The 24023-nt window shown below is 53.9% G+C and carries 24 protein-coding genes and 1 other RNA gene; 13 read left to right on the forward strand and 12 right to left on the reverse strand.

Going from position 1 to position 24023, the window contains the following annotated elements; translation table 11 throughout:
* Positions 1–87 precede the first annotated feature (87 nt).
* From hslO to dinB, 4 genes are all read left to right on the forward strand, one after another.
* Entirely contained in the window at positions 88–963 is an 876-nt protein-coding gene (gene hslO / locus ACK3CJ_RS01075; RefSeq protein WP_409524565.1) for an Hsp33 family molecular chaperone HslO, read from the forward strand.
* Between the two features lie 293 nt (positions 964–1256).
* The gene (locus ACK3CJ_RS01080; protein WP_409524566.1) at positions 1257–2804 is read left to right on the forward strand and encodes a phosphoenolpyruvate carboxykinase; all 1548 of its coding nucleotides are present in this window, start codon (positions 1257–1259) and stop codon (positions 2802–2804) included.
* A gap of 300 nt (positions 2805–3104) precedes the next feature.
* Entirely contained in the window at positions 3105–5093 is a 1989-nt protein-coding gene (locus tag ACK3CJ_RS01085) for a methyl-accepting chemotaxis protein (protein ID WP_409524567.1), read from the forward strand.
* A gap of 53 nt (positions 5094–5146) precedes the next feature.
* Entirely contained in the window at positions 5147–6202 is a 1056-nt protein-coding gene (gene dinB / locus ACK3CJ_RS01090; RefSeq protein ID WP_409524568.1) for a DNA polymerase IV, read from the forward strand.
* Between the two features lies 1 nt (position 6203).
* Here dinB and ACK3CJ_RS01095 read toward each other — a convergent pair whose 3' ends face one another.
* Positions 6204–6326, reverse strand: a complete 123-nt coding sequence (locus ACK3CJ_RS01095; protein WP_409524569.1) for a hypothetical protein — start codon at positions 6324–6326, stop codon at positions 6204–6206.
* Positions 6327–6380: 54 nt separating this feature from the next.
* On the opposite strand from ACK3CJ_RS01095, the gene ACK3CJ_RS01100 reads away from it, so the two are divergent.
* Positions 6381–6896, forward strand: coding sequence for a hypothetical protein (locus tag ACK3CJ_RS01100; protein ID WP_409524570.1), 516 nt, complete (start codon positions 6381–6383; stop codon positions 6894–6896).
* Positions 6897–6919: 23 nt separating this feature from the next.
* On the opposite strand, the gene ACK3CJ_RS01105 is transcribed toward ACK3CJ_RS01100, so the two are convergent.
* Positions 6920–7840 carry a DMT family transporter gene (locus tag ACK3CJ_RS01105; RefSeq protein ID WP_409524571.1) on the reverse strand — a complete coding sequence of 307 codons (921 nt, stop codon included), beginning with the start codon at positions 7838–7840 and terminating at the stop codon, positions 6920–6922.
* 114 nt (positions 7841–7954) lie between these two features.
* Positions 7955–9475 carry an exopolyphosphatase gene (gene ppx / locus ACK3CJ_RS01110; protein ID WP_409524572.1) on the reverse strand — a complete coding sequence of 507 codons (1521 nt, stop codon included), beginning with the start codon at positions 9473–9475 and terminating at the stop codon, positions 7955–7957.
* A gap of 207 nt (positions 9476–9682) precedes the next feature.
* On the opposite strand from ppx, the gene trxA reads away from it, so the two are divergent.
* From trxA to ACK3CJ_RS01130, 4 genes are all read left to right on the forward strand, one after another.
* Positions 9683–10009, forward strand: coding sequence for a thioredoxin TrxA (trxA, locus tag ACK3CJ_RS01115; RefSeq protein ID WP_151704993.1), 327 nt, complete (start codon positions 9683–9685; stop codon positions 10007–10009).
* A gap of 229 nt (positions 10010–10238) precedes the next feature.
* Entirely contained in the window at positions 10239–11498 is a 1260-nt protein-coding gene (rho, locus tag ACK3CJ_RS01120; protein ID WP_409524573.1) for a transcription termination factor Rho, read from the forward strand.
* 122 nt (positions 11499–11620) lie between these two features.
* Positions 11621–13126 carry a 4-hydroxy-3-polyprenylbenzoate decarboxylase gene (gene ubiD / locus ACK3CJ_RS01125; RefSeq protein ID WP_409524574.1) on the forward strand — a complete coding sequence of 502 codons (1506 nt, stop codon included), beginning with the start codon at positions 11621–11623 and terminating at the stop codon, positions 13124–13126.
* Positions 13127–13864, forward strand: a complete 738-nt coding sequence (locus ACK3CJ_RS01130; protein WP_409524575.1) for an FAD-binding oxidoreductase — start codon at positions 13127–13129, stop codon at positions 13862–13864.
* A 105-nt stretch (positions 13865–13969) separates the two neighbouring features.
* Here ACK3CJ_RS01130 and ACK3CJ_RS01135 read toward each other — a convergent pair whose 3' ends face one another.
* The 4 genes from ACK3CJ_RS01135 to hemC are packed head-to-tail and all read right to left on the reverse strand — an operon-like array spanning position 13970 to position 18168.
* The gene (locus tag ACK3CJ_RS01135; protein ID WP_409524576.1) at positions 13970–15235 is read right to left on the reverse strand and encodes a heme biosynthesis HemY N-terminal domain-containing protein; all 1266 of its coding nucleotides are present in this window, start codon (positions 15233–15235) and stop codon (positions 13970–13972) included.
* Positions 15232–16416, reverse strand: a complete 1185-nt coding sequence (locus tag ACK3CJ_RS01140; RefSeq protein ID WP_409524577.1) for a uroporphyrinogen-III C-methyltransferase — start codon at positions 16414–16416, stop codon at positions 15232–15234. The genes ACK3CJ_RS01135 and ACK3CJ_RS01140 overlap by 4 nt, the downstream gene beginning before the upstream one ends.
* Complete coding sequence (locus ACK3CJ_RS01145; RefSeq protein ID WP_409524578.1) at positions 16413–17186, reverse strand: uroporphyrinogen-III synthase; 774 nt, start codon at positions 17184–17186, stop codon at positions 16413–16415. Before ACK3CJ_RS01145 ends, ACK3CJ_RS01140 begins: the two co-directional genes overlap by 4 nt.
* 43 nt (positions 17187–17229) lie before the next feature.
* Positions 17230–18168, reverse strand: coding sequence for a hydroxymethylbilane synthase (hemC, locus tag ACK3CJ_RS01150; RefSeq protein WP_409524579.1), 939 nt, complete (start codon positions 18166–18168; stop codon positions 17230–17232).
* A 188-nt stretch (positions 18169–18356) separates the two neighbouring features.
* On the opposite strand from hemC, the gene argH reads away from it, so the two are divergent.
* The gene (gene argH / locus ACK3CJ_RS01155) at positions 18357–19751 is read left to right on the forward strand and encodes an argininosuccinate lyase (RefSeq protein WP_409524580.1); all 1395 of its coding nucleotides are present in this window, start codon (positions 18357–18359) and stop codon (positions 19749–19751) included.
* Between the two features lie 97 nt (positions 19752–19848).
* On the opposite strand, the gene ACK3CJ_RS01160 is transcribed toward argH, so the two are convergent.
* The gene (locus ACK3CJ_RS01160) at positions 19849–20364 is read right to left on the reverse strand and encodes a glycine cleavage system protein R (protein ID WP_409524581.1); all 516 of its coding nucleotides are present in this window, start codon (positions 20362–20364) and stop codon (positions 19849–19851) included.
* 89 nt (positions 20365–20453) lie between these two features.
* Between ACK3CJ_RS01160 and ACK3CJ_RS01165 the strand changes: the two genes are divergently transcribed.
* On the forward strand, positions 20454–21365 hold the full coding sequence (locus tag ACK3CJ_RS01165; RefSeq protein ID WP_409524582.1) for an AEC family transporter: 912 nt from the start codon (positions 20454–20456) through the stop codon (positions 21363–21365).
* Between the two features lie 208 nt (positions 21366–21573).
* Complete coding sequence (locus ACK3CJ_RS01170) at positions 21574–21699, forward strand: hypothetical protein (RefSeq protein ID WP_409524583.1); 126 nt, start codon at positions 21574–21576, stop codon at positions 21697–21699.
* Positions 21700–21719: 20 nt separating this feature from the next.
* Here ACK3CJ_RS01170 and ACK3CJ_RS01175 read toward each other — a convergent pair whose 3' ends face one another.
* The 4 genes from ACK3CJ_RS01175 to ACK3CJ_RS01190 form a co-directional block, all read right to left on the reverse strand.
* On the reverse strand, positions 21720–22310 hold the full coding sequence (locus ACK3CJ_RS01175) for a 5-formyltetrahydrofolate cyclo-ligase (protein WP_409524584.1): 591 nt from the start codon (positions 22308–22310) through the stop codon (positions 21720–21722).
* Positions 22311–22317: 7 nt separating this feature from the next.
* Positions 22318–22496: non-coding RNA, 6S RNA (gene ssrS / locus ACK3CJ_RS01180), on the reverse strand.
* Between the two features lie 159 nt (positions 22497–22655).
* Entirely contained in the window at positions 22656–22967 is a 312-nt protein-coding gene (locus ACK3CJ_RS01185) for a cell division protein ZapA (protein WP_409524585.1), read from the reverse strand.
* Positions 22964–23173, reverse strand: a complete 210-nt coding sequence (locus ACK3CJ_RS01190) for a TIGR02449 family protein (protein WP_409524586.1) — start codon at positions 23171–23173, stop codon at positions 22964–22966. The genes ACK3CJ_RS01185 and ACK3CJ_RS01190 overlap by 4 nt, the downstream gene beginning before the upstream one ends.
* 196 nt (positions 23174–23369) lie before the next feature.
* Here ACK3CJ_RS01190 and ACK3CJ_RS01195 point away from each other — a divergent pair, with 196 nt between their 5' ends.
* On the forward strand, positions 23370–23960 hold the full coding sequence (locus ACK3CJ_RS01195; protein WP_409524587.1) for a UPF0149 family protein: 591 nt from the start codon (positions 23370–23372) through the stop codon (positions 23958–23960).
* Positions 23961–24023: the final 63 nt, after the last annotated feature.

Genomic DNA, 24023 nt, shown 5'->3' on the forward strand with positions numbered 1-24023 from the left:
TGGCAAACTGAAAGCTTCGTGCCGTGAGCCGATCTCAGTTTGTTGCAATACAGCGGCATACATTGGCTTACATTGGAAAAACAAGGCATGAGTACAGCTGATACAATTCAACGCTTTCTGTTTGATGACCTGGATGTGCGTGGTGTGGTGACCGGGTTGGAGCAGAGTTATCAGGAGGTGTTGAGCCGCAATGCCTATCCTGCTGCCGTGCAGAGTCTGCTGGGTGAAATGCTGGCTGCTGTCAGTCTGCTCAGCTCTACGCTGAAATTTGAAGGGCGCTTGCTGCTTCAGGCTCAGGGCGAAGGCAGCATTCGGCTGTTGATGGCGGAGTGTAATCATCAAAATGAGCTACGTGCGATAGCCAGGCTCAACGATGAGTTGCCTGAGTCGACGTCTCTGGCGGACCTGTTGGGTAAAGGGTATCTGGCGCTGACTATTGAGCCTGCCAATGGGCAACGCTACCAGGGCATGGTGCCGCTTGAGGGGCATAATCTTGCGGCCTGTTTGCAGGATTATTTCATCCAGTCTGAGCAGTTGCCTACACATATTCAATTGGCAGCTGATGGTGTTCGTGCGGCAGGGTTCATGCTGCAGGTACTGCCAGGTGCCGCTGAGGTGAAGGAGGACTGGCAGCGGATCGAAATGCTGGCGCAGACTCTGAAGCCTGATGAGCTGCTGTCGCTGAACAATGAAGAGCTGCTGTATCGGCTTTATCATCAGGAGGCTTGCCGACTGTTTGATGCGAAGCTGATCAGCTTCCATTGTGACTGCAGCCGCGAGCGTTGTGCGCAGGCTCTCAAGTTCATGACCGAACAGGAGTTGAATGAGATGCTGGCCGAGCAGGATGGGGTGATAGAGGTGGATTGTCAGTTCTGTAATGAGCGTTATGGATTCGACAGTACTGATATAGCTGCACTCTACGCCGAGGGTGGGCATCTGGGTAATCAGGAGCAGATGCACTGATCCTTTCATGATCAGGATATGAGCGGTCGTAATGGCTGCAGGCGGAAATTATACTTTAGTCGTTTCTTATATTAGTCAGTGGCTAAGGGTTATCCCGAGTGATCCCATTGCGCTTTTTTTTATGTAATAATGCTCGACCCCATAATAAGATTGAACAATGAGCTCTGACACCCAGACCTGGGATCAGGCAATAGAAACGGCAGAATCTGCTTTCGGTCACGCTGTTATTATGCGACCGAGGGTGATGTTTGCTCTCCAGGTAATCATTGGCTCAAAGCCAAGGGAATTCTGTAATGACTGAACAGACCGCTAACAACGCACACCAGAACCTGAGTCCCGCTGAACTGGTGGAGTTTGCAGTCCGGCGAAACGAAGGTGTGCTGGCCGACAGTGGTGCCCTGGTGGTGACTACCGGTCAACGTACCGGCCGCTCCCCGCTGGATCGCTTTATTGTCAAAGAGTCATCAACGGCTGATGAGATAGATTGGGGTGGTATCAACCGCCCGTTCGCGACAGATAAATTCGATGCACTCTGGGCGCGGGTTGAAGCGCACCTGGCAGATCGTGAACACTTTGTTGCACAGGTTCATGTCGGTGCTGATCCCAGCCACTATATCCCCGTCAAGATGTCGACAGAGACTGCCTGGCAGAACCTGTTCGGACTGAATCTGTTTATCCGTCCGGAAACCTACAACCCGGCTGATAAGGGTGAATGGCAGGTGCTCAATGCTGCTGGTTTCGAATGTGTACCCGAGCGTGATGGCACCAACAGCGATGGTTGCGTGATTCTGAACTTCGCTCAGCGCAAAGTGCTGATTGCAGGCATGCGTTACGCCGGTGAGATGAAAAAAGCGATGTTTTCAGTGCAGAACTTCCTGCTGCCGGCGCATGATGTGCTGCCGATGCACTGCTCTGCCAACGTTGGAGATGATGGTTCCACTACGCTGTTCTTCGGTTTGTCCGGCACCGGAAAAACCACTCTGTCAGCTGATCCTGATCGCTACCTGATCGGTGACGACGAGCATGGCTGGGGCGAAGGGGTTGTGTTCAACCTTGAGGGCGGCTGCTATGCCAAGACCATCAACCTGAGCCAGAAAAACGAACCGATTATCTGGGATGCGATCCGCTTTGGTTCGATTGTTGAAAACGTTACGCTGGATGAGAGTCGCAAGGCTGATTACTGCGATACCTCTCTGACCGAAAACGGTCGTTGTGCTTACCCGCTGCAGCATGTCGAGAAGCGCACCGAGACTAATATGGGCGCTGAGCCTGATGCGATCGTTTTCCTGACCTGCGATCTGACCGGTGTTCTGCCTCCTGTATCGGTGATGACCAAAGAGGCGGCAGCCTATCACTTCCTGTCTGGTTACACCGCGCTGGTGGGCTCAACTGAAATGGGTTCGGGCGGCGGTATCAAGTCCACCTTCTCGACCTGCTTCGGTGCGCCTTTCTTCCCACGTCCGGCCCATGTGTATGCTGATCTGCTGATGAAGCGTATCGATGCTTTCGGTTCACGGGTGTATCTGGTTAATACCGGTTGGACAGGTGGTTCCTACGGTACGGGCACACGTTTCAGTATCCCGACAACACGCGGTATCATCAGTGCGATTCAAAGCGGTGCTCTGAAGGATTGCGAGACAGTGGCGCTGCCCGGTATCAATCTGTCTGTTCCGGTAAGCGTACCTGGTGTTGACGCCAGTCTGCTCAACCCTCGTGAGACCTGGCAGGACAAGGCTGCATATGATGCAGCTGCGGCCGAGTTGATCAGAAAGTTTGTGGAAAACTTCAAGAAGTTTGAGGGAGTCTCTGAAGCGATCATCGCGGCAGGTCCTCAGCAGTAACAGACTGTTAATCCACTTGGCAGAAGCGATCCGATGTTTGATCGCTTCTGCCATCTCCTTCCTTTTTGGTCGGATATCCACCCTGTTAAGAACTGCAATGGGTGGTTTTCCGCGCATTACATCCTCCTTTGTGCCCGGTTTTTGTGCAGATATTTTTTATATAATTGATTTATAAGAAAATATTATTTTATGGCACCCTGCTTGCTCTAAATGAACTAAAATTCAGTCACAGGATAGCAATCTGCAGTTTGCTGTCGCTCTGTATTGGCGCTGAGCAGGTTCATGAAGTGGGAGAGCAGAGTGAAAAATAATAAGAGTAAATCCAGATCGCTGGGTGTATTGGGTAAATCGCTGGTCGCACCAGCCTTTCTCCTGATTGTTATCATGCTGGTGGGTTTTATAGCGGTGCTGAACCTGGGTAGTGTCAGCCAGGCCACAAACATCATTACCGGCAATATGGTTCCCAATACCGGTCGAGCGACCGAAATCATGCGCTCCATCTATAACGAACGCCTGGCCATGTTTAATTTCAGGATCAGTGGTTCTCTGGATGATGCTGCAGCCTTTACAGGTTACCGGAACCAGAGTCAGAGCCTGATACTTGATGCAGGCGAGCACTTCAATGATCCGCAGCGTCGACAAATGATCGATGCGCTGTCATCCCGTCATGGTACTTTTGGGAGCCGTTTTACTGAAGAGCTGGTTCCTCTTCACATTGAGATCAGCGAAATCAGAGAGCAATTGCTGAATGATCTGGGTCCGGCTGCGCGGCGTGAAATTGAGCGCCTTGTAGAGACGGCACTGGTCAGTGGTCGGTTGACCGAAGTGCGTGTTGCAGTAGCTGCGCAGGGGCAGGTATTGAACGCCAGTACTCAGGTTGGTCTTTTCTCCATCACCATGGACAACGCTGCCCGGCGTGAGGCGGGGTTTCTGATTGATGATGCGCGCTTCACGATCAGTGACTTTGAAGAGATCGCCGGTCTGGAGACGCAGGCGATTATTGCGGACCTTGCTCGAACCTGGGAAAGCTACGAGCAGGCATTTATTCAGCTGACAGAGCTGACGGATCGCTACCAGCAGATACTCACTGAGTACATCTTGCCGGAAGGGCCGGAACTGACTGATGCGGCGCATGCGCTGCAGTTGCATGTCTTCAGCAGCCTGGAGCAGGTTGGGGATGACACGCAGGAGCAGATCAGCGCTGCCAGCCTGATCATGATCACACTGGTTGTGGCAGCGGCGCTGCTGGGTGCTGCGATTGCCTACCTGATCACACGTAGCGTGGTCAGGCCGATGCTGTCCGCCAGTCATGTCATCGATGGCATGGTTCAGGATCTGCGTAACCGTCAATGCAACCTGGGTAAAAGGCTTCCCGTCACCACCCGTGATGAGGTAGGTGTACTGGCGGGTAATACCAATGAGTTCTTTGCCACCCTGCAGGAGGTGATCGAACAGTTCCGCACCAGTTCGCAGCAATTGCTGCAGGCCTCTGAGCAATTGTCAGGTGTGTCACAGCAGACCAGTGATGGTACCCAGCGACAGAAGAACGAAACGGTTGAAGTTGCTACTGCGATGGAGGAGATGGTCAGCACGGTAACGGATATTGCGAAAAGTGCTGCCGAAGCTCAGGCGCTGGCCGAGCAGACAGATCATGATGCGGGTGAAGGCAAGCAGATGGTCGGTTTGATGATCGACAGTATCCGCGATCTGGCGTCTCAGTTGCAGGAGATGGCGCAGGGTATCACGGAGCTTGGGCAGCATACGGCCTCCATCGGTCAGGTATTGGAGGTGATCAAGGGGATCTCGGATCAGACTAATCTTCTGGCGCTGAATGCAGCGATTGAAGCGGCCCGTGCCGGTGAGAGCGGACGTGGTTTTGCAGTGGTAGCCGATGAGGTGAGAACTCTGGCTCAGCGCACCCTGGACTCCACGGTGCAGGTGCAGGCATTTGTAGATAACGTGCAAAGAGGCACTGAGCGGGTTGTGCAGAAGATGCAGGATTGCCAGAAGTCGAGTGAAACAACGGTGGAAAAAGCAGGCTCAGCCAATGAGTTGCTGAACACCATCACGACCCGTGTCTTGGCAATCAAGGATATGAACACGCAGATCGCGAGTGCTGCCGAGGAACAGAGCCTGGTGTCTCAGGAGATTACCCAGAGCGTTGATCGTATCCGTCATATCGCAGAGGAGTGTGCCACGTCGGCGCATCACTCATCGGAGGCCAGTCAGGAGATGGCGCAACTGGGGCAGCAATTGAATGGTATCGTTGGCCAGTTTGAGCGTTCTTAGTTTAAGTGAGCTGATAGATAGCAGACAGAGGAGGCTGCGCATACAATCGTGTTATGAGAAAGATCATTCATAGCGATTGTGACTGCTTTTATGCAGCAGTTGAGATGCGCGATAACCCTGCTCTCAGGGGTATTCCCATTGCGGTAGGTGGTGCGTCTGATCGTCGCGGCGTGATCGCCACCTGCAACTATGAAGCACGGCACTATGGCGTACGCTCGGCTATGTCGACGGCTCGTGCGCTTCAGTTATGCCCAAAGTTGACGCTGGTATCCGGTCGGATGGAGGCTTACAAGGAAACGTCACGCCAGATTATGGCGATCTATCAGGATTACACCGATCTGATCGAGCCCTTGTCGCTGGATGAAGCCTTTCTGGATGTAACGCAGTCGATGGCCTGTCGTGGCAGTGCGACACTCATTGCGCAGGAGATACGCCAGCGTATCCGCGATGAGGTGGGTGTGACGGTCTCCATAGGCGTAGCGCCGAGTAAGTTTCTGGCTAAAATTGCCAGTGACTGGAACAAGCCGGATGGTCTGTGCGTGATCCTGCCCGAGCAGGTGGATCAGTTTGTCAGTGAGCTGACGATTGAAAAACTGCACGGAGTTGGCAGTAAAACGGCAGAAAAGCTCCATCAACTTCAGATTTATACCTGCGCAGATCTGCGCCGTCAGCCGCTTGATTTTCTACTGCGCCATTTCGGTCGTTTCGGGCAACGCCTGAGCCAGCTGGCTTGGGGTGTGGATGAACGGCCGGTCAAAACCAGTCGTATCCGTAAATCGATCAGCACGGAACATACTTACGCCAAGGATCTACCGGACCTGGAGGCCTGTCTCGCTCATCTGGATGAGTTGCTGGAGGATCTGCAGCAGCGATATACCAGGCTGAGCGGCTATCGTATTCGGGGCATTCTGGTGAAGATGAAATTTCATGACTTTACCCAGACCACTGTCGAATCCAGTTGTCAGCAGCCGACTCGAGAGCTCTATCTGGCGTTGATGGTACAAGCCTGGCGGCGGGGTGAGCGTCCGGTCAGACTGCTGGGTGTCGGTTATCGTCTTGACCCTGATAGTGAGCACCAGCTTACTGCGCAGCAATTGGTGCTCTTCTGAATCAAATAGACTGCAGGTTGTGCTGAGTAGGTAGTGCTGGCAGGCAGCGCTGGTAGGTAGTAATGGTGAGTAGTGCTGGTGAGTAGCGCTGGTGAGTAGCGCTGCACAGATTGACTGGCTCCATTTTTGTTCTTTTGAGGCTAAGTTGCTAGGCTGAGATTCAGGGAGAAGCGATGGCATGATGACCAGCAGTCAGCAGGAAAAGATCAAACTTGAGCATGAGGCCGCCCGAGTATTCATGCGGCAGTATGAGCGAAGTTTTCATGTGCCAATGCGGCATATCTGGCATAACGAGCCGCGCAAACCGGATGTGTCCTGCTATCTGGATAAGTCTCGACTGGATCTGGAGATCGCACATCTCTATGGCAGTGAGGCGGAGGCGATGCTGGTGCTGGGCAGGGAACTCAGTGATGAAACCCGGATTGCGCTGCAGCATCTGTTACAGACGGAGCCTGATCATCGCCTGTTGATGGCGCTGAATACCATACTGCAAAGCAAGTCACTCAAGCGCTATCATTCCGAGAGAGTCTGGCTGGTGATTCGTAACGCCAACCCTCTGTGGACCCGTGGCGAGCTGCTGGAAAATCTGGACAAGGTCACTGTGCCGCCAGAGCATCCGTTTGAGCAGATCTGGCTGCTGGGTGATATGGTGGGGGCATCAGGGATTGCGCAGCTCTATCCGGATTATATTTAGCGACCTGTTCGGCAGATTGTCAGTTAGTCAGTCGGGCGAGTGATCTCTCTCGGATCTGGCGCACCGCGGGCCGCTTTGCGATTCATGCGATACAGATCCAGTAGTGCACTGCCAGCCAATACTGACAGAATCAGTCCGCCACCGATGAATGCCAGCGTTGTTGGCAGCTCACCGACCCACCACCACACCAGCAGTGTACCGAGGATTGTTTCAAGCAGGAGCATCAGGCTGACCTCGGCACCCGGCAGGTAGCGTGGGCCGCTCTGGATCAGGAAGTAGGCGCAGGGCAGGAAAAACAGGCTGAGCAGCAGCAGGCGTTTCATATCACTCCACTCTGGCAGGCTGGCGCCACCCATCAACAGTGCAGGGATCAGCATCAGGGCGCAGGCCAAAGGCAGAATGACAGTGGTATCAACACCGCGCTGAGCGCTGGCGACGGTTGTGTTGAGGGCCATTGCGACGGGTAGTGCCAGTGCCACGATCAGGCCAATGGGATTACCGGCCCCCATTTCGCCTGCCACCATCAGCACCGCACCGAATACGCACAGAATTATCACGATCCAGGTCTGCAATCGCAGCTTCTGGGAAAAGAAGATCAATCCGATGACACCTGCAATCAATGGTGCCATATTCTGTATCACCAACACATTACCGGCCGCTGTGAGTCGATTGGCTGCCACGAAGCTCCAGGCACCACAGGCGATCGCCAGCGGGCAGACCCAGGCAGCCAGTCCGCAGCGTTTTATAGCCTGAGGGAGTTCGCTACGGTAACGCAACACCGCCACCAGTAACAGCACGCTGCCGAGCAGCAGGGCGCGCCAGAACATGAAGGTGGCGACGTCTGTTTCCGTGTCCTTGACGAACAGAGCATCTGGGGAGAGCATCAGTACGCCCGTACCGGTAATCAGATAGCCTTTGAGTCGCAGTGGCATCCTTTCCCACATAAATAATCTCCCGATCAGATGATAGTCTCAGTATCGCAGCCTGAGTACAGTAAGTGGAGTCTGAAAGCGTCTTCCGGCAGCTTTACCGACGACGTTTGCAGGTATGGCAGACACTTAGTCGAGCTTCAGTTTATAGTCGATGGCGCGCAGGAATTCGATCTCTTGCTCCAGATCTGCCTGTGTCAGCGGATGTTGTGCCAGCCAGCCCGGTGGGAAGCTTAGTTGTATTTTCTGCTCTTCAGTGCGCAGATTGAAAGCGGGCAGGCGTGCCTTGCTGCGACTACGGTGCAGAATGATCGCCAGGCGTAGTATCAGACACAGTTTCAGATAGGCGTCCTGTTTCTGTTTGGGCAGGGCACGTAGCTCATCCTTCGGGATCTTGCGGCGATGACCGCGCACCAGAAATGCCAGCAACTGCTGATCCAGGTTGCTGAAACCCGGGAGATCTGAGTGTTGCAGCAGATAGGCGCTGTGGCGCTGAAAGCGTGAGTGAGAGATGGTCATGCCTATCTCATGGCTGCGAGCAGACCAGCAGAGCATGTCATGATATTCGGGATCGCCCAGATTCCATTTATCCTTGATCTGCGCCAGTGCGATCAGGGCTGTGGCCTCAACAGAGGCGGCATGTTTTGTGTCGACATGGTAGCGGCGCATCAAAGCGAGGATCGTACGCTCACGCACATCTTCATGGCGAAGGCGGCCCGCCATATCGTATAGCACCCCTTCACGCAGAGCGCCGTCGGAGTATTCCATCTCTTTAATGCCGAGGGAGTTGAAGGCAGCGGTGAGAATAGCCAATCCAGCGGGCAGCACAGCGACGCGTTCCGGCTTGATGTTATCAAAGCTGAGTTTGTCTACATGGCCCTGTTTCAGCAGGTAGTCCTTAAGTTTGCGGACCGCCGCGGCAGTAATGCTGATTTCGCTGTAACCCAGTGCTTCACAGGCCTGCTTGATCGCCTTGATGGTGCCGGACGAGCCGACACAGCTGCTCCAGCCGAGGCGGCGATAGTCACGACGCAGTGACAACAGCTCTTGCTGCGCCATCGTTTCGGCCTTCATAAAGGCGGACTCTGTGATCTGGCCTGAGTGGAAGTAATGCTTGGTAAAGCTGACACAACCCATCTGCAGACTTTCCAGCAGGCGCGGTTCAAAACGCTCACCGATAACACACTCTGTACTGCCGCCACCTATATCGATCACCAGCCGTCTGCCGCTGTCATTGGCAAGTGTATGTGAAACACCAAGGTGGATCAGGCGAGCCTCTTCACGCCCGGCAATGATCTGCACCGGAAGGCCGAGAATCTGGCTGGCACGCTCAATGAACTCGTCACTGTTCAATGCTTCACGAAGCGCATTGGTACCCACGGCGCGAATCGATTTGCGTGGCAGATCGGCCAAGCGCTGTGCAAAACGGCTCAGGCATTCAAGTCCAACCTGCTGTGCGGATTCGCTGAGAAGGCCCGAAGAATCGAGTCCCGCCGCCAGTTGCACCTTTTCAGACATCACATCGATCGGCTTGAGTTGTCCGTCCACCAGCCTGGCAACCACCATATAGAAACTGTTGGAACCCAGATCGACTGCTGCCAGCAGTGAGCCTCTTTCTGTCTGATCCGGTGTGCTTTCCTGATCGTACATGAGTGCGTTGTCCTTTCTTTCGAGTAAAGCCAAGCGATTTAAGGTCAGGGCATTTTGCCAGAGGCGGGAGGTCTAAAGAAGCGTGAATAACAATTAATCCTGCAATTGATTCGAGCGGCAGGTGTTCACAAAGATTTGATGCAGGTGTTATCATCCGTTTCTTATTGTCGAATAAAAGAGCAGCGGGTGCTGTGGAGTGAGTATCTCATGAGTGAAAACATCGTTAATGTCACCGATGCGACTTTCGAAGACGAAGTGGTAAAAGCCGAAGGTCCGGTGCTGGTTGATTACTGGGCAGAATGGTGTGGCCCATGCAAAATGATCGCGCCTGTTCTGGAAGAGATCTCCAGAGAGTATGCGGGCAAGCTGAAGGTCTGCAAGCTGAATATCGACGAAAACAATGAAACCCCACCGAAGTTCGGCATTCGCGGCATTCCTACCCTGATGCTGTTCAAGGGCGGTAATGTTGAAGCCACTAAAGTCGGGGCTTTGTCAAAATCACAGCTGTCAGCTTTCATCGACGCTAATCTGTGATGCCTGTTGCCGTGGAAAGCGTGACTAAGTTGAGCCAGGTCACGTTTTCTCTCGGTAAGTGCTGGACATGACAAATTAAAGCCTTTATATTGAAGTCACGTGCACTTTTTCATCTTTATTCCTGCGCACGTAATGATCAGAACTGTAGTTGATCAGAACTGAATCTTTCCAACTAACCTCCTCATTTCCATTCATATTTCAGTCCCTAGCGGCTGCACCTAAAGACACTATGAATCTTAGCGAATTAAAACTTAAAAGTGTTCCAGACCTTCTGGAAATTGCGAACACCATGGGCCTCGAAAACATGGCCCGTTCCCGTAAGCAGGATGTCATCTTTGCGATCCTCAAGAAGCACGCCAAGAGCGGCGAGGATATCCATGGTGATGGCGTTCTCGAAATTCTCCAGGACGGTTTTGGCTTTCTTCGCTCAGCCGACTGTTCTTACCTGGCCGGGCCCGATGATATCTATGTATCGCCGAGCCAGATACGCCGCTTCAACCTGCGTACAGGTGACACGATTTCCGGGAAGATAAGACCCCCGAAAGACAGCGAGCGCTACTTTGCGCTGTTGAAAGTGGACGATATAAACTTTGATCGTCCCGAAAATGCCAAAAACAAAATCCTGTTTGAAAACCTTACCCCTCTTTTTGCCCAGTCACGAATCCGTATGGAAGTGGGTAACGGTAGTACCGAAGATATCACTGCGCGTGTTATCGATCTGGTATCGCCGATGGGTAAAGGCCAGCGTGCGTTGATCGTTTCTCCGCCAAAAGCCGGTAAGACATTGATGCTGCAGAATATTGCCAACAGCATCACGCGTAACAGCCCTGATTGCTATCTGATTGTACTGCTGATTGACGAGCGTCCTGAGGAAGTCACCGACATGCAGCGCACCGTGCGTGGCGAAGTGGTTGCCTCCACCTTCGATGAGCCGCCATCACGCCATGTGCAGGTTGCCGAAATGGTGCTGGAAAAAGCCAAGCGTCTGACCGAACACAAAAAAGATGTCGTGATTCTGCTCGACTCCATCACGCGTCTGGCACGTGCCTATAACACGGTTATCCCCTCATCCGGCAAGGTACTGACCGGTGGTGTGGATGCGCATGCTCTGGAACGCCCGAAACGTTTCTTTGGTGCCGCACGTAACATCGAAGAGGGCGGCAGTCTGACTATTATCGCCACGGCGCTGGTGGATACCGGTTCCAAGATGGACGAAGTAATCTACGAAGAGTTCAAGGGTACCGGTAATGCCGAGGTTCATCTGGATCGTCGTATTGCTGAGAAGCGCGTGTTCCCGGCGATCAATATCCGTCGCTCCGGTACGCGTCGTGAAGATCTGCTGACCACCGAAGATGAGCTGCAGCGCATGTGGATTCTGCGTAAGCTGCTGGATCCGATGGATGATTCCGCTGCGACTGAGTTCGTTATCGATAAGCTGAAGGACTTCAAGACCAATGAAGAGTTCTTCCAGTCGATGAAGCGCAAATAAAAAGATCCAACCCACGGGAGCCAGCGTAAATTCTGGCTCCCGTATCCTCTGATAGTGTGGCCGACCATTCGGATTGCGAGTGGGCTGTTGCTTCCTTATCTCAGATCAGACAAGCTTGAATCATGTCGACTCCCAAATATAAAGATCTGCGCGATTTCATGGCATTGCTGGAATCCCGCGGTGAACTTAAACGCATCAGCTTTCCTGTCAGCCCCCATCTGGAAATGACAGAGATAGCGGATCGTACCCTGCGTGCCGGTGGCCCGGCTCTGTTGTTTGAAAATCCTGTCGGCTATCGCTTCCCGGTGCTTGCCAATCTGTTCGGAACGCCCGAGCGGGTGGCACTGGGCATGGGCGCTGAATCGGTGACAGCCCTGCGTGATGTCGGGCATCTGCTGGCGCAGCTGAAAGAGCCTGAGCCGCCGAAAGGGATGAAAGATGCCTGGGAGAAGCTTCCGGTCTTTCGTCAGGTGCTGAACATGGGGCCCAAACTCCTCAAGTCGGCGCCCTGTCAGACGCATGTGATCGAAGGTGATGATGTCGACCTGTATCAATTGCCGATTCAGACCTGCTGGCCCGGTGATGCCGGTCCTTTAGTGACCTGGCCACTGGTGATCACGCGTGGTCCGAACAAACCGCGACAGAATCTGGGTATCTATCGGCAGCAGTTGATTGGACGCAATAAGTTGATTATGCGCTGGTTGGCGCATCGAGGAGGCGCGCTGGATTTCCGTGAATGGAAGCAGCAGCACCCGGGCGAGCCTTTTCCTGTAGCGGTGGCGCTGGGTGCAGACCCTGCAACGATTCTGGGCGCAGTAACGCCTGTGCCGGATACTCTGTCGGAATATGCGTTTGCCGGCCTGTTGCGTGGCAGCAAGACAGAGTTGATCAAGTGTATCGGCAGCGATCTGCAGGTACCGGCAAGTGCCGAGTTTATTCTTGAAGGCCACATCTATCCGGATGAGATGGCAGATGAAGGGCCCTTCGGAGATCATACCGGCTATTATAATGAGGTGGACCGTTTCCCTGTGTTTACTGTGGAACGCATCACGCACCGCAATAATCCGATCTATCACAGTACCTACACCGGACGTCCACCGGATGAACCCGCCGTGCTGGGTGTGGCATTGAATGAAGTATTTATTCCGATTCTGCAGAAGCAGTTCCCCGAGATAGTCGATTTCTATCTGCCACCCGAAGGCTGCTCCTACAGAATGGCGGTGGTGACGATGAAAAAGCAGTACCCGGGGCATGCCAAGCGGGTAATGCTCGGTGTGTGGTCCTATCTGCGCCAGTTCATGTATACCAAGTTTGTGATTGTCTGCGATGATGATATCAATGCCCGTGACTGGAATGATGTGATCTGGGCTATCACTACGCGTATGGATCCACAGCGCGATACGGTGATGATTGATAATACGCCGATCGACTATCTTGATTTTGCATCCCCGGTCTCCGGGTTGGGATCGAAGATGGGGATGGATGCAACCAACAAGTGGCCAGGCGAAAGCACGCGAGAGTGGGGAGAACCCATTGTCATGGATGCGGCGGTCAAACAGCGAATTGATGAGATCTGGGGTGAGCTGGGCATCCCTGAAACGGCTCGAAAGGATCGGAAGGAAAGCTAAGTGAATAAACGTCTGACTGATATTGTGGCGGTTGAGCGGTTGAACCGGGATGTGTTCAGGATATCGCTCGCTCTGGTGGCGTCTGATGCCGAGAATCTGGATTTTTTTGCCGGACAGTATCTTGATCTTTCATTGCCGGATGGCAAGAAGGCCTCTTTTTCCATTGCTTCGGCCCCGGATCTCGGTCGTATACTGGAGCTGCATATCCGACATATGCCGGGCAGTGTGATCAATGAGGGTATTCTGGATTACCTGCAGACACAACAACAGGTGGAGATCACCCTGCCGATGGGGAGTTGTTTTCTAAAGGCCTGCGACGTCATTGATAAGAATACGCATCTGGTATTTGCAGCGGCCAGTACCGGCTTTGCCCAGACCAAGAGCCTGGTGGAGCATCTGTTGGCCAACGGCATCAGCAATCCGATAGATGTTTATTGGGGTGCACGGGTCGAAGAGGATATGTATCTCGAAACGCTGGCAAAACAGTGGGCCGAGCACCATGCCAATCTGCGTTTCATTCCAGTGGTCAGTGAGCCGGCAAAAAGTCCCGGTTGGTCGGGTCGCACGGGCCTGTTGCCGGATGCGATCAGCGACGATCTGACCTCCATTGAGGCGGTGCAGTTGTTTGCCAGTGGTTCGCCTGCGATGGTTTACGCGCTGCTGGATAGAATGGAAGCGCGTGGCATGCAGCAGGAGCAGATACATTCTGATGTATTCGCCTACGCGCCGAGGCCCTGAGCTGACTCTGTCGGGGTGTTGATGTAAAAAAGAAGCCGGTCGTTAAAAGCCGGCTTCTTTTATGAGCTATTACTGAGGGAAGCAACTGCTTTTACTGCAGCCGCTTCAGGCGGGAGTTGTGCTGCCTGTCAGAGCCGGTTGAGGCATGGGCAGAGAGGGTAGTCCGTAACCGCTGATCTCCACTGCGCGTCCAACCATCTGCTGTGCCTGCTCCTTATCGCCAAGGTGGTGATAGAGTCGGCTCAGTTCACCATAGGCCTCAGCGGTCGGTTTCAGCTTCAGACTGGCTTCAAAGTACTCCACAGCCCCGCCCCAGTTGTGATTCAACAGGGACAAACGACCCAGCGTCAGCAGCAGCTCGGCACTTTCACCGTGCTTTTCCAGCCACTGTCTGGCGGTCTCAAGCTGCTTCTTCGGCTTGTCACTGTTGATACAACCATACTGCACGATCAGTTTACTGCTCCAGTGCTGTTCCAGACTCTCACGCAGCAGAACTTCTGCTTTGCTGCCCTCGTCCAGCTGGCCTAACAGTTCGGCATAGCGGCTGGTCAGTTCTTCCTGTGATGTGGCAGGGGTCGGTAGCTTCTGCCAGAAAGCCTGAAGCGCTTTCGCTCTGGCTTGATTGGTTGAGTCGTCTGGCTGGCTGTGCAGTGTCTGATCCAGCAGGATGAGATAACACTGTTGCTCTAGCGCCAGTTGTTGCTCATCAGTCAGAGCGCGGTGGCGTCTGAGGACGGGTAGCAGTTCCGACAGGCCTTGCCAGTCCTGCAACTGCAGATAGGTATCCTTGAGCAGCAGCATCACCTGAGTATTTTTGGGCGCCAACTTGCGCAGGTTCAGCAGGTTATCGAGCGCTTCACGACTCTGTCCTCTGGCCAGCTGAATCTGAGCCTGGGCCAGTGTGACGGCTGTTTCGGCATCGGGTTCTGATTTCAGTGCCTTGCTGAGCAGTTCATCTGCTCCCGCCTTGTCGCCGGATTCGTGTGCAGCCTTGGCTGCAGCCAGCAGGTTAATCAGAGGTACGGAGGCATCATCGGCAGATCTGACCAGTTCACGTCGGGCCTTGAGCCAGTTTCCTTCAGACATTGCCAGCACCCCTTTCAGGGTGGCTTTGCGCGCAGCCTGCTGGCGTCTTTTCAGGCGCCACTCTTTAATGCGGCCTGTTGGCAGACCCATGCTACTGATCAGGTTGAGCAGCAGATGCATCAGGATAAAGGCCACCAGCAGTATGACTACCATCACCCAGATACTGGTTTCGACGGTCGTGTGCTGATAAGCCAGCAGAACATAACCGGCATCCTGGATCATCAACTGGCCAAGCCAGGCTCCGGCCAGCAGTAGTATGAGCAGCAGGAGAAAGAGTTTTTTCATGAGCGAGCCCTCTCCAGCTTGAGTCTTCTCAGCTCTGCCAGGTGAGCCTGGAGTGCTTGCAGCGATCCTGTGATGGCTGGAATTTCAGGTGCGACATTCAGATTCTCCAGTTCACTGATACCGCGGAGCAATGCCTGTGTGGTGCTGTCTTCAGGTTCAAAGTAGGTGTTTATCCAGTCTGCGGCCTTATTGAGGCTGTCATCATAGGCAGCTTGCTGGCGCTGCAGCAGGGAGAGTTGCGCCTGCTCGAACATCAGCTCCAGATTCTGTTTCAGATAATAGGTCTGCTCAGGCGACAGTAGCGGCTCAATCGGTTCATTATGGCGTTGAATCACGATCAGTTGTTCAAACTTATCCATCGCACTATTCATCGCAGCCTTGGCGCCACTGCCCCAGCTGTCCTTCAGATCGTCAGGTGTCATCTCTTCCAGCAGATTAGGTAGCTGACGTCGGTCGGTCACGGGAATCTGGCGCAGCTGTGATGCCTGTTGTTTCATCGCACTCAGACGCAGAAACACACCTTCAGTATCCACCTGAGGGACGGCTTCGAGCGCTGCAATATCGGATGCCAGTGCCTCTCTGACCGGATAAAGGGAGGCGTCATCGGCTTCCAGCAAAATCTCATCGGCCGACTTCAGCAGGGTCAGAGCACCACTGGCTGTCTGCTCCATCAGAACTCGCTGGTTGGCAAGGCGCAGCAGGTACTCCGTCTCGGCCAGTAGCCAATCCTTGTCGGAGGTGCGCTGTTGAGCGGTGACCTGCTGGATGCTGCGAGTCAGTCTTTCATGCAACTCATCGATATTGCGCTGGCCGGTTTCAGCATTGGACTGAATCTGTCCCAGTTGCTGATTGATGTTACTCAGGTTTTGAGAAACCTCACCGCGAGTCACCTCCAGACTGGATTCGACCTGGCTGAGCAGGTCTCTTTCAATGCTCTGTGCCTGCTGCTGCAGCTTCAGATTTTCCCAGATCAGATACCCACTCAACAGCAGTGCAATGATCGCGAGCACCAGAGCAAGGATGCCTGGCCAGGCTATGCTGCTGTTGTTCGTTGTGCTGCCTGTGGTTGCTGATCTCTGCTTTGCCGTATCGACCGGTCTGGTTTGTTCGGTCGTATCATCAGCCTTGGTTTCTTGCTTAGCCTGGCTATCTGGGATTTGGTTATCTGGGGTTTCTTTCATGCCGGTTTTTCCAGTTTGTTGGCTGGTATTAAAGCCTGAACCATTGATTGGTCATCAGGTCCCTGCGCGATAGTAATCTGTGTGAAGCCAAGCTGCTCGGCCAGTCTGGCAATGCGCAGGCTGGGAAGGATCAGTTGTGTCTCAAACAGTTTTTTTCGTTGAGTGTCTGATGCCTGATCGGTGATCTGCATCAGGTTACTCAGTCCATCACCACTGGTGACCAGCATAGCGGATATTGGCTGATCATAAATAGTACTTTGGACAATAGCCTGAGGATAGCGAGGACAGCGGCGGTAGTAAACGGTTGCACAGTCGACGCGGGCGCCTCGGGCACTGAGCGTGTCGTAAAGCAACTCGCGGCCGCTGTCTCCACGCAGGATCAGAAAGCGCTGACCCTTGATCTGTTGCAATGATTCGGCTTGAAGCAAAGCTTCTGAATCAAATCCGCCAGATTGATACCAGGCATCGAAGCCCAGGTTCTGCAGCGTTTCGCTGGTCTGGCGGCCGATGCCTATCCATTGCACGCCCAGTGGTGGTTGGGGCCAGTAGGTATCGATCCAGGCAGCTCCTTGGCGTGCGGCGTTTGCGCTGACGAAGATCACTCCGTGGTAGAGGTCGAGGTCGAGAATACAGCGCTTCAACTGCAGATAATCAGTTGTGTCTGATTCACCCACAGGCTCTATCTGCAGCAGTGGTAACGGTACCGCCTGCCCGCCGAGAGAGGAGATCAGTTCAATTTGCCTTTGTGACTGGTGCGAAGGCCGGGTCACCAATATCCTCTGCCCAAGTAAGGGTGCCGAAGCAGATGCCGCTTTAACCACGTTCGTTGTAAACCTCGCGCAGTATCTCATCCGCACCTGCTGCCAGCAGTCGATCAGCCAGCGCGATACCCAGTGCCTGGGCATCGGCGGAAGCGCCTCGAATCTCATCGCGTAAAACCAGTGTGCCATCCGGACGGCCGACGAGCCCTCGCAGCCAGAGCTGTGACTGATCTTCGCTGAGCACGGCGAAACAGCCGATCGGTACCTGACAGCCACCCTCAAGCCTTCTGTTCAGTGCGCGCTCGGCTTCTACCTGAAGGGCCGTGGCGCTGTGATGCAGCGGTGCCAGCAGCTGGTGCAGTTCATGGTCGTCAGTGCGGCATTCGATACCCACTGCACCCTGTCCGCCAGCTGGAAGGCTTTCCTCGGGAGGCATCTGATAGCGAATGCGCTCATCCAGCTCCAGTCGCAGCAGACCGGCGGTGGCCAGAATGATGGCGTCGTACTCCCCAGCATCCAGTTTGCCCAGACGTGTCTGAACATTGCCGCGCAGGCTGCGAACTACCAGATCGGGTCGCCGTTCGCGTACCTGTACCTCACGACGCAGTGAGGAGGTGCCGACACAGGCACCCTGTGGCAGATCATCCAGATTGGCGTAATGATTGCTGACAAAGGCATCGGTTGGATTTTCCCGCGGGCAGATAACTGCCAGCCCAAGTCCCGGTGGAAACTCCATGGGTACATCCTTCATGGAATGCACAGCGATATCGGCACGATCTTCCAGCATCGCAGTTTCCAATTCCTTGACGAACAGCCCCTTGCCACCGATCTTGGCCAGCGGCGTATCCAGTATCTTGTCGCCCTGTGTGACCATGGTGACCAGCTCAATGCTCAGGTCCGGATGGTGGCGCTCAAGCTCGGCTTTTACATACTCTGCCTGCCAGAGGGCAAGCAGGCTGCGACGGGTGGCGATGCGGATGGTTCTGCTCATGGCTTATCAGGGTCCTGTCTGCAGGCCGATGACCTGTACTGAAATAAAGAGTCGAAAAATGGCGTTCATTGTAACAGATCCCCGCTACGTTTTATCACGGGCAGTTTTATTACAAGGCCCCCTTCGTCTGGCAAGCCTGATATAATCGGCCCATATTTGCCTGGCTTCTATTCCTGGAGATTTCGAACATGAGCAACAAAACCAACCAGCAGTGGGGTGGTCGCTTCACTGAGCCTACCGATGCCTTTGTCGCGCGCTTCACCGCGTCTGTCGAGTTCGACAAGCGCCTGTACAAGCATGATATCCAGGGTTCGATTGCCCATGCGCGTATGCTGGCAAAAGTCGGCGTGCTTACAGAGCAGGAGCGTGACGATATTCTGCGTGGTCTGGGCGAAATTCGCATCGAGATCGAGCGCGGTGAATTTGAATGGTCGATCGAGCTGGAAGATGTGCATATGAACATCGAAGCGGCGCTGACACGCAAGATCGGTATCACTGGCAAGAAGCTGCATACCGGTCGTTCGCGTAACGACCAGGTAGCGACCGATATTCGTCTTTATCTGCGTGAAGAGACTGATCTGATTCTGGATGAAATCAGCCGCCTGCAGCAGGGCTTGCTGGATCTGGCGGAGCGCGAAGCCGATACCATCATGCCGGGATTCACTCATCTTCAGACAGCGCAGCCTGTCACCTTCGGTCATCATCTGCTGGCCTGGTTCGAGATGCTCAGCCGCGATCATGAGCGTTTTTCCGATTGCCGCAAGCGGATCAATATCATGCCGCTGGGGGCTGCTGCGCTGGCGGGCACCACCTATCCGATCGATCGTCATTATACGGCCGAGCTGATGGAGTTTACGGCTCCGGCCAACAACTCGCTGGATGCAGTGTCGGATCGTGACTTTGCGATCGAATTCTGTGCGGCATCCAGTGTGTTGCTGATGCACATGACGCGTATGTCGGAAGAACTGGTGCTCTGGACCTCGGCACAGTTCGGCTTCATCAACCTGCCGGATCGTTTCTGCACTGGCTCATCGATCATGCCGCAGAAGAAAAATCCCGATGTGCCTGAGCTGGTCCGTGGTAAAAGCGGCCGGGTCTATGGTCATCTGATGTCTCTGCTGACACTGATGAAATCTCAGCCACTGGCTTACAACAAGGATAATCAGGAAGACAAAGAGCCTTTGTTTGATACCGTGGATACCGTCAAGGGATGCCTGCGCGCTTTCGGCGACATGGTACCTGCGCTGGAATCACGCAAGATGGTGATGCGCGAAGCGGCTCTGCGTGGTTTTTCAACCGCAACCGATCTGGCTGATTATCTGGTTCGCAAAGGTGTGGCTTTCCGTGATGCACATGAAATTGTAGGGCTGTCGGTCGCCTACGGTATCAAGACCAGTCAGGATCTGGGTGAGATGGCGCTGGAGGAGCTGCAGCAGTTCTCAAGTGTAATCGATGCGGATGTATTTGAAGTGCTGACGCTGGAAGGCTCGGTGGCTGCACGCAATCATATCGGTGGAACCGCACCACAACAGGTCAGGCAGGCGGTTGCCCGTGGACGTGAGTTGCTGGCTGGACGCGAGTGAGCATCTGAATGGCGCTTGATGCTTGTGCTGAATAACTGCTGATAATGCGCACCCCGTCCGTGCTCTATGCCAGTGGGTGGGGTGCTTGATCGGTTGTTCAGCGCAGGCTGATATCGACCATCAGATCATTGGCCAGACTTTCCAGCGCTTCCTGAAGCTCATCCAGATCCAGTCCGTCCGGAACGCTGAGTTGAGCGTCGGCCTGGAACAGTTGCTCTCCCGACATGGAGCCTGATACCAGTAGCGTTGTCAGGCGTTCGACATTGACATGGCGGGCGGCCAGCGCCTGTGAAATCTCCTTGACGATCCCTGGGCGGTCGTGTCCAATCAGTGCCAGTGAAATGGCGCGGCGGGGTATCTCCGATGAGACCTCCTCTCCAGCTTCGACGGTCACCTTCAGGCCTTTGCTGGCGAGCGCTTGCAGTGCAGTGATCAACGCCTGACTCTGGTCGGCAGGAACCTGTGCGACCATGATGCCTGCAAACTTGCCGGCCAGTCGCGACATGCCTGATTCTAACCAGTTGCCCTGATGTTCGGCGATGGTGCGTGATAAAGCCTCGACGAGGCCTGGTCTGTCCGGTCCGATGACGGTCAGAACCAATGAAGTCATCATGTTCTAGCTCCTGATATACATATTAAAAAACACATAGATGCTTGCTTTTAGAGTAAGCCATTGCAGCCGTTTTAGCGACCGGAGAATCGATGCAACAGATTCTGAGTGCCTTGTGGCCGGTGTTTGCTCTGCTGATGCTGGGCTATCTGGCACGTAGTTTTCGTTTCCCTGGTGACGCCTTCTGGCAACCGGCGGAGCGTGCGACCTATTATGTGCTGTTCCCCGCATTGCTGGTGCGGCGGCTCAGTGATGCCAGCCTGTCGGGTGATGAGTCGATGGCACTGGTATTGGCTGTCTTACTGCTGCTGGCGCTGGGGACGTTGCTGTGTTTTCTGTTGCGACCGTTGCTGCAATTGCCAGCCGCGGCCTTTACTTCCTTTTATCAGGGCGGTATGCGCTTCAACACTTTTGTTGCGCTGGCTGCATCGGCGGCTCTCTATTCCGACTCAGGTATTGCACTGGCAGCAGTCATAGCGGCAGTGATGATTCCGCTGCTGAACCTGCTCTGCATTCTGGTCTTTGCCCGCTACACTTCGGCTTCTCCCTCCCTGGCAGGTGTATTGAAAACGCTGGTCACCAATCCGTTGATTCTGGCTTGTCTGTTGGGGCTGCTGATCAATGTCACTCTTGGTGGTTTGCCTGCACTGGTGGTGCCGGTTTTTGATCTGCTGGCGCAGATGGCATTACCGTTGGGGCTGTTGGCGGTGGGTGCGGGTCTTTCATTGCCTGCATTGAGGCACTCGGGGCGGGCTTTGGCAGCCGCGTCGGTGGTCAAGCTGCTCGCTCTTCCGCTGTTGGCGTGGGGGTTGGCCAGGTTGCTGCATCTGAGCGATGAGGCAACCGGAGTCTTTCTGTTGTTTGCATCTGTACCGACTGCGACATCTGCCTATATTCTGGCGCGTCAGTTGCAGGGGGATGCGCCATTAATGGCAGCCATTATTACCGGTCAGACGCTGCTGTCGATGTTGAGTATGCCGCTGATACTGCATTTTTTGGGTTAATAACTCGGAAAAAGGCTGCCATTTCAGGAAGGGGTGGCTGAAATCTGAGCGCATGGCTTAATAGTCAGTGTTAAGCTCAGGAAAAAATTGAGATAATTTCAGGATTGCTATTGCATTTTTTTGTCAATATGAAAGACTGTCATAAGAATCACGGGTAAACAAACGTTTACTTGTATAGTGCGCAACCCATAATGAGAAGAGACAGCGAATGAAAAAGGGTCCCGATCTGATACTGATTTTGATCCTGGTGTTTATTGTCGGCACTGTAATGACCGGTGTTTCCCAGAGCGGATTTGAATTGGCTTCTCTGGTGCAGCAGGTTTTTAACAGCTGACATGCAGCGCGAGTTGGCTATCAACTGACGGGGTAGAATTCATAGTCCGTCAGTATACCCTGTAGCGGGACATCCCACGCTGCGGTCGGTAATTTCTCAACCTTTTGAAAATCATGTGCCAGCCCAATCAGCCGTGGCCCTTTCAATCCTGTTTGATTGAATTTGAAGCTGAACGTCCTGTCGTAGTAGCCCCCACCCATACCCAGTCTTCCACCCTCGGGATCAAATGCGACCAGTGGCATCATCACAAGATCAAGCGCCCAAGCGGGTCTGCGTCTGCGGTGAGTGACCGTGGGCTCCATAATTTTGTAGCTGTTGCGCCGCATACGGGTCGTTGGGGTGTAGGGTAAAAACCACAGACGATTGTGTGATATCGGGTGCAGTACTGGCAGGAGTACTGTCTTGCGGAGTTTCCAGCACAGCGTGATAATAGCTGTCGGATCCACTTCGCCGTCATTAGGCAGGTAAAGCGCTATGTGTCTGGCTTTACGAAACCAGAGTTGATTCTGCAGCGTGCGCATGGCGCTTTCGCTTGCTCGGCGTTGCTGTTGCGGTGTCAGGCTTCTGCGTTTGATACGCATCTGCTTGCGCAGCTCTCGTCGCGCATTCATCTTGATGGGGTCTCCCGGGGTGCCGCTATTGATTGTGGCCCTGAACCGTAAGGTTCAGAGTGGAAGCAACGCTCAATGCATCAGGCTTTCCGTCAGCGGACATGCACACAACATCGAACGGTTGCTGCCTGAGATTTGGATATAGGCTCGAGGGACGTAACCAACTCGCGAACACCTCAGGAGACATCCTCATTATACTGGAAAAGCATTCGATGTCAGGCCTTGTAAAAAACTGATTTTCTGCTAGAGACGGCTATCCCACTGATACAGAGACTGAATATAGCGCATGAATAATTTTCAGCCTGTCTGTATGCGACCCACTACTGGCCTGTAGCGGCTGGAGATTTACTCTTCTTCTCGGGTGGTGTCGATGCGTGCCAGAGACTGATCGATCTTGCCGCTGATTCTACGCAGATGTCCCTCGACTATCTGGCGCTGCTCCTCCTTGCTCTTGATCAGCTCGTGTGAGGTATTGAGTGCGGCCATGATGGCAATTCGTTCCAGTCCAACTACCTTGCCGCTGTTATGTATCTCTTTCATCTTCTGATTGAGAAAATCGGCGGAGGCAAGCAGTTCAGCTTCCGCCCCATCTGGGCAACTGATGGTGTACTCCTTGCCCAGCAGCTTTACGGTGACACTGCGCGAGCTGTTATTCATGAACTTTGCTCCAGGGATTTCAGGCGCTGAATCATTGCTTCGACCTTGCCTTGAGTCTGATTGCTGAGTTGGATGAGTTGAGCTCGCTCTTCGCGCAGCTTGCCTTCCTGGTCTCTCAGACGCCGGTTTTCCTGTTCCAGTTCGTCAATTTTGTGGATCAGGCGGTCGATCTTCTGTTCAAGGGCGTCAAAATAGTGTTCGGTCATTTCCGGCTCCGATGGCTGATTGCAGCAATATAAACAGCCAGCGATTGGGGGTCAATCGGCATACTCTGGATGGTTGCCGGATGGCAGTGCCCTGAAGATGCCGCCTCGAGTGGTTGAGGGGGTTATTCAAACTCTCTGCAGATGCTAGCATACACACTGTTGGCATACCTTCAATCTGATCCGAAATAATTCACATATGACTGATGACAATAGTTCGATAGTGCAACTGCCTGACTTTGATACGCTGGCAAATAACCTGATAGAGGAGGGTGTGCTGACAGTATCGCCCTCCGAACTGCATGGCATTCTGGCGGGTCATCTTGCGGCGGGCGCTCGTTTTGATCCGGATACACTACTGCGTGTTGTGGCTGAGCTGATGGATCTGGATATTCTCAGTGGTGAAAAAATCAAGCTGATACTGCTTGAGCTCTACCAGATAACGCTGGCGCAGCTGCAGTCGACAGAGTTTTCGCTGCAACTCCTGATGCCGGATGATGTCCATCAATTGGAGCAGCGTGCGGATGCCTTGGGCGACTGGTGCAGTGGTTTTTTGTCCGGCTTTGGTCTGTACGCCGCGCGTCATGCCCAGCTCAGCGAAGAGGTTACCGAAACACTGCATGATCTGGCGCAGATTGCACAGATTGCAGCCGAGAGCGAAGCTGCCGGTGATGAAGATGAAGCGGATCTGATGGAGGTGTATGAGTACGTCAGAATGGCCGCGCTGCTGGTGTTCACGGAGTGTAATCCGGAACCGGATGAACCCGGGAAACAGCCTGTGCTGCACTGATAGACAGTCATGCGGATAACCCGTTACCGAGTCGGGTCATGACTCAGACAAGAGGATGCCGAA

This window comes from Nitrincola salilacus (assembly GCF_046271865.1).
Taxonomy (GTDB): Bacteria; Pseudomonadota; Gammaproteobacteria; order Pseudomonadales; family Balneatricaceae; genus Nitrincola; species Nitrincola salilacus.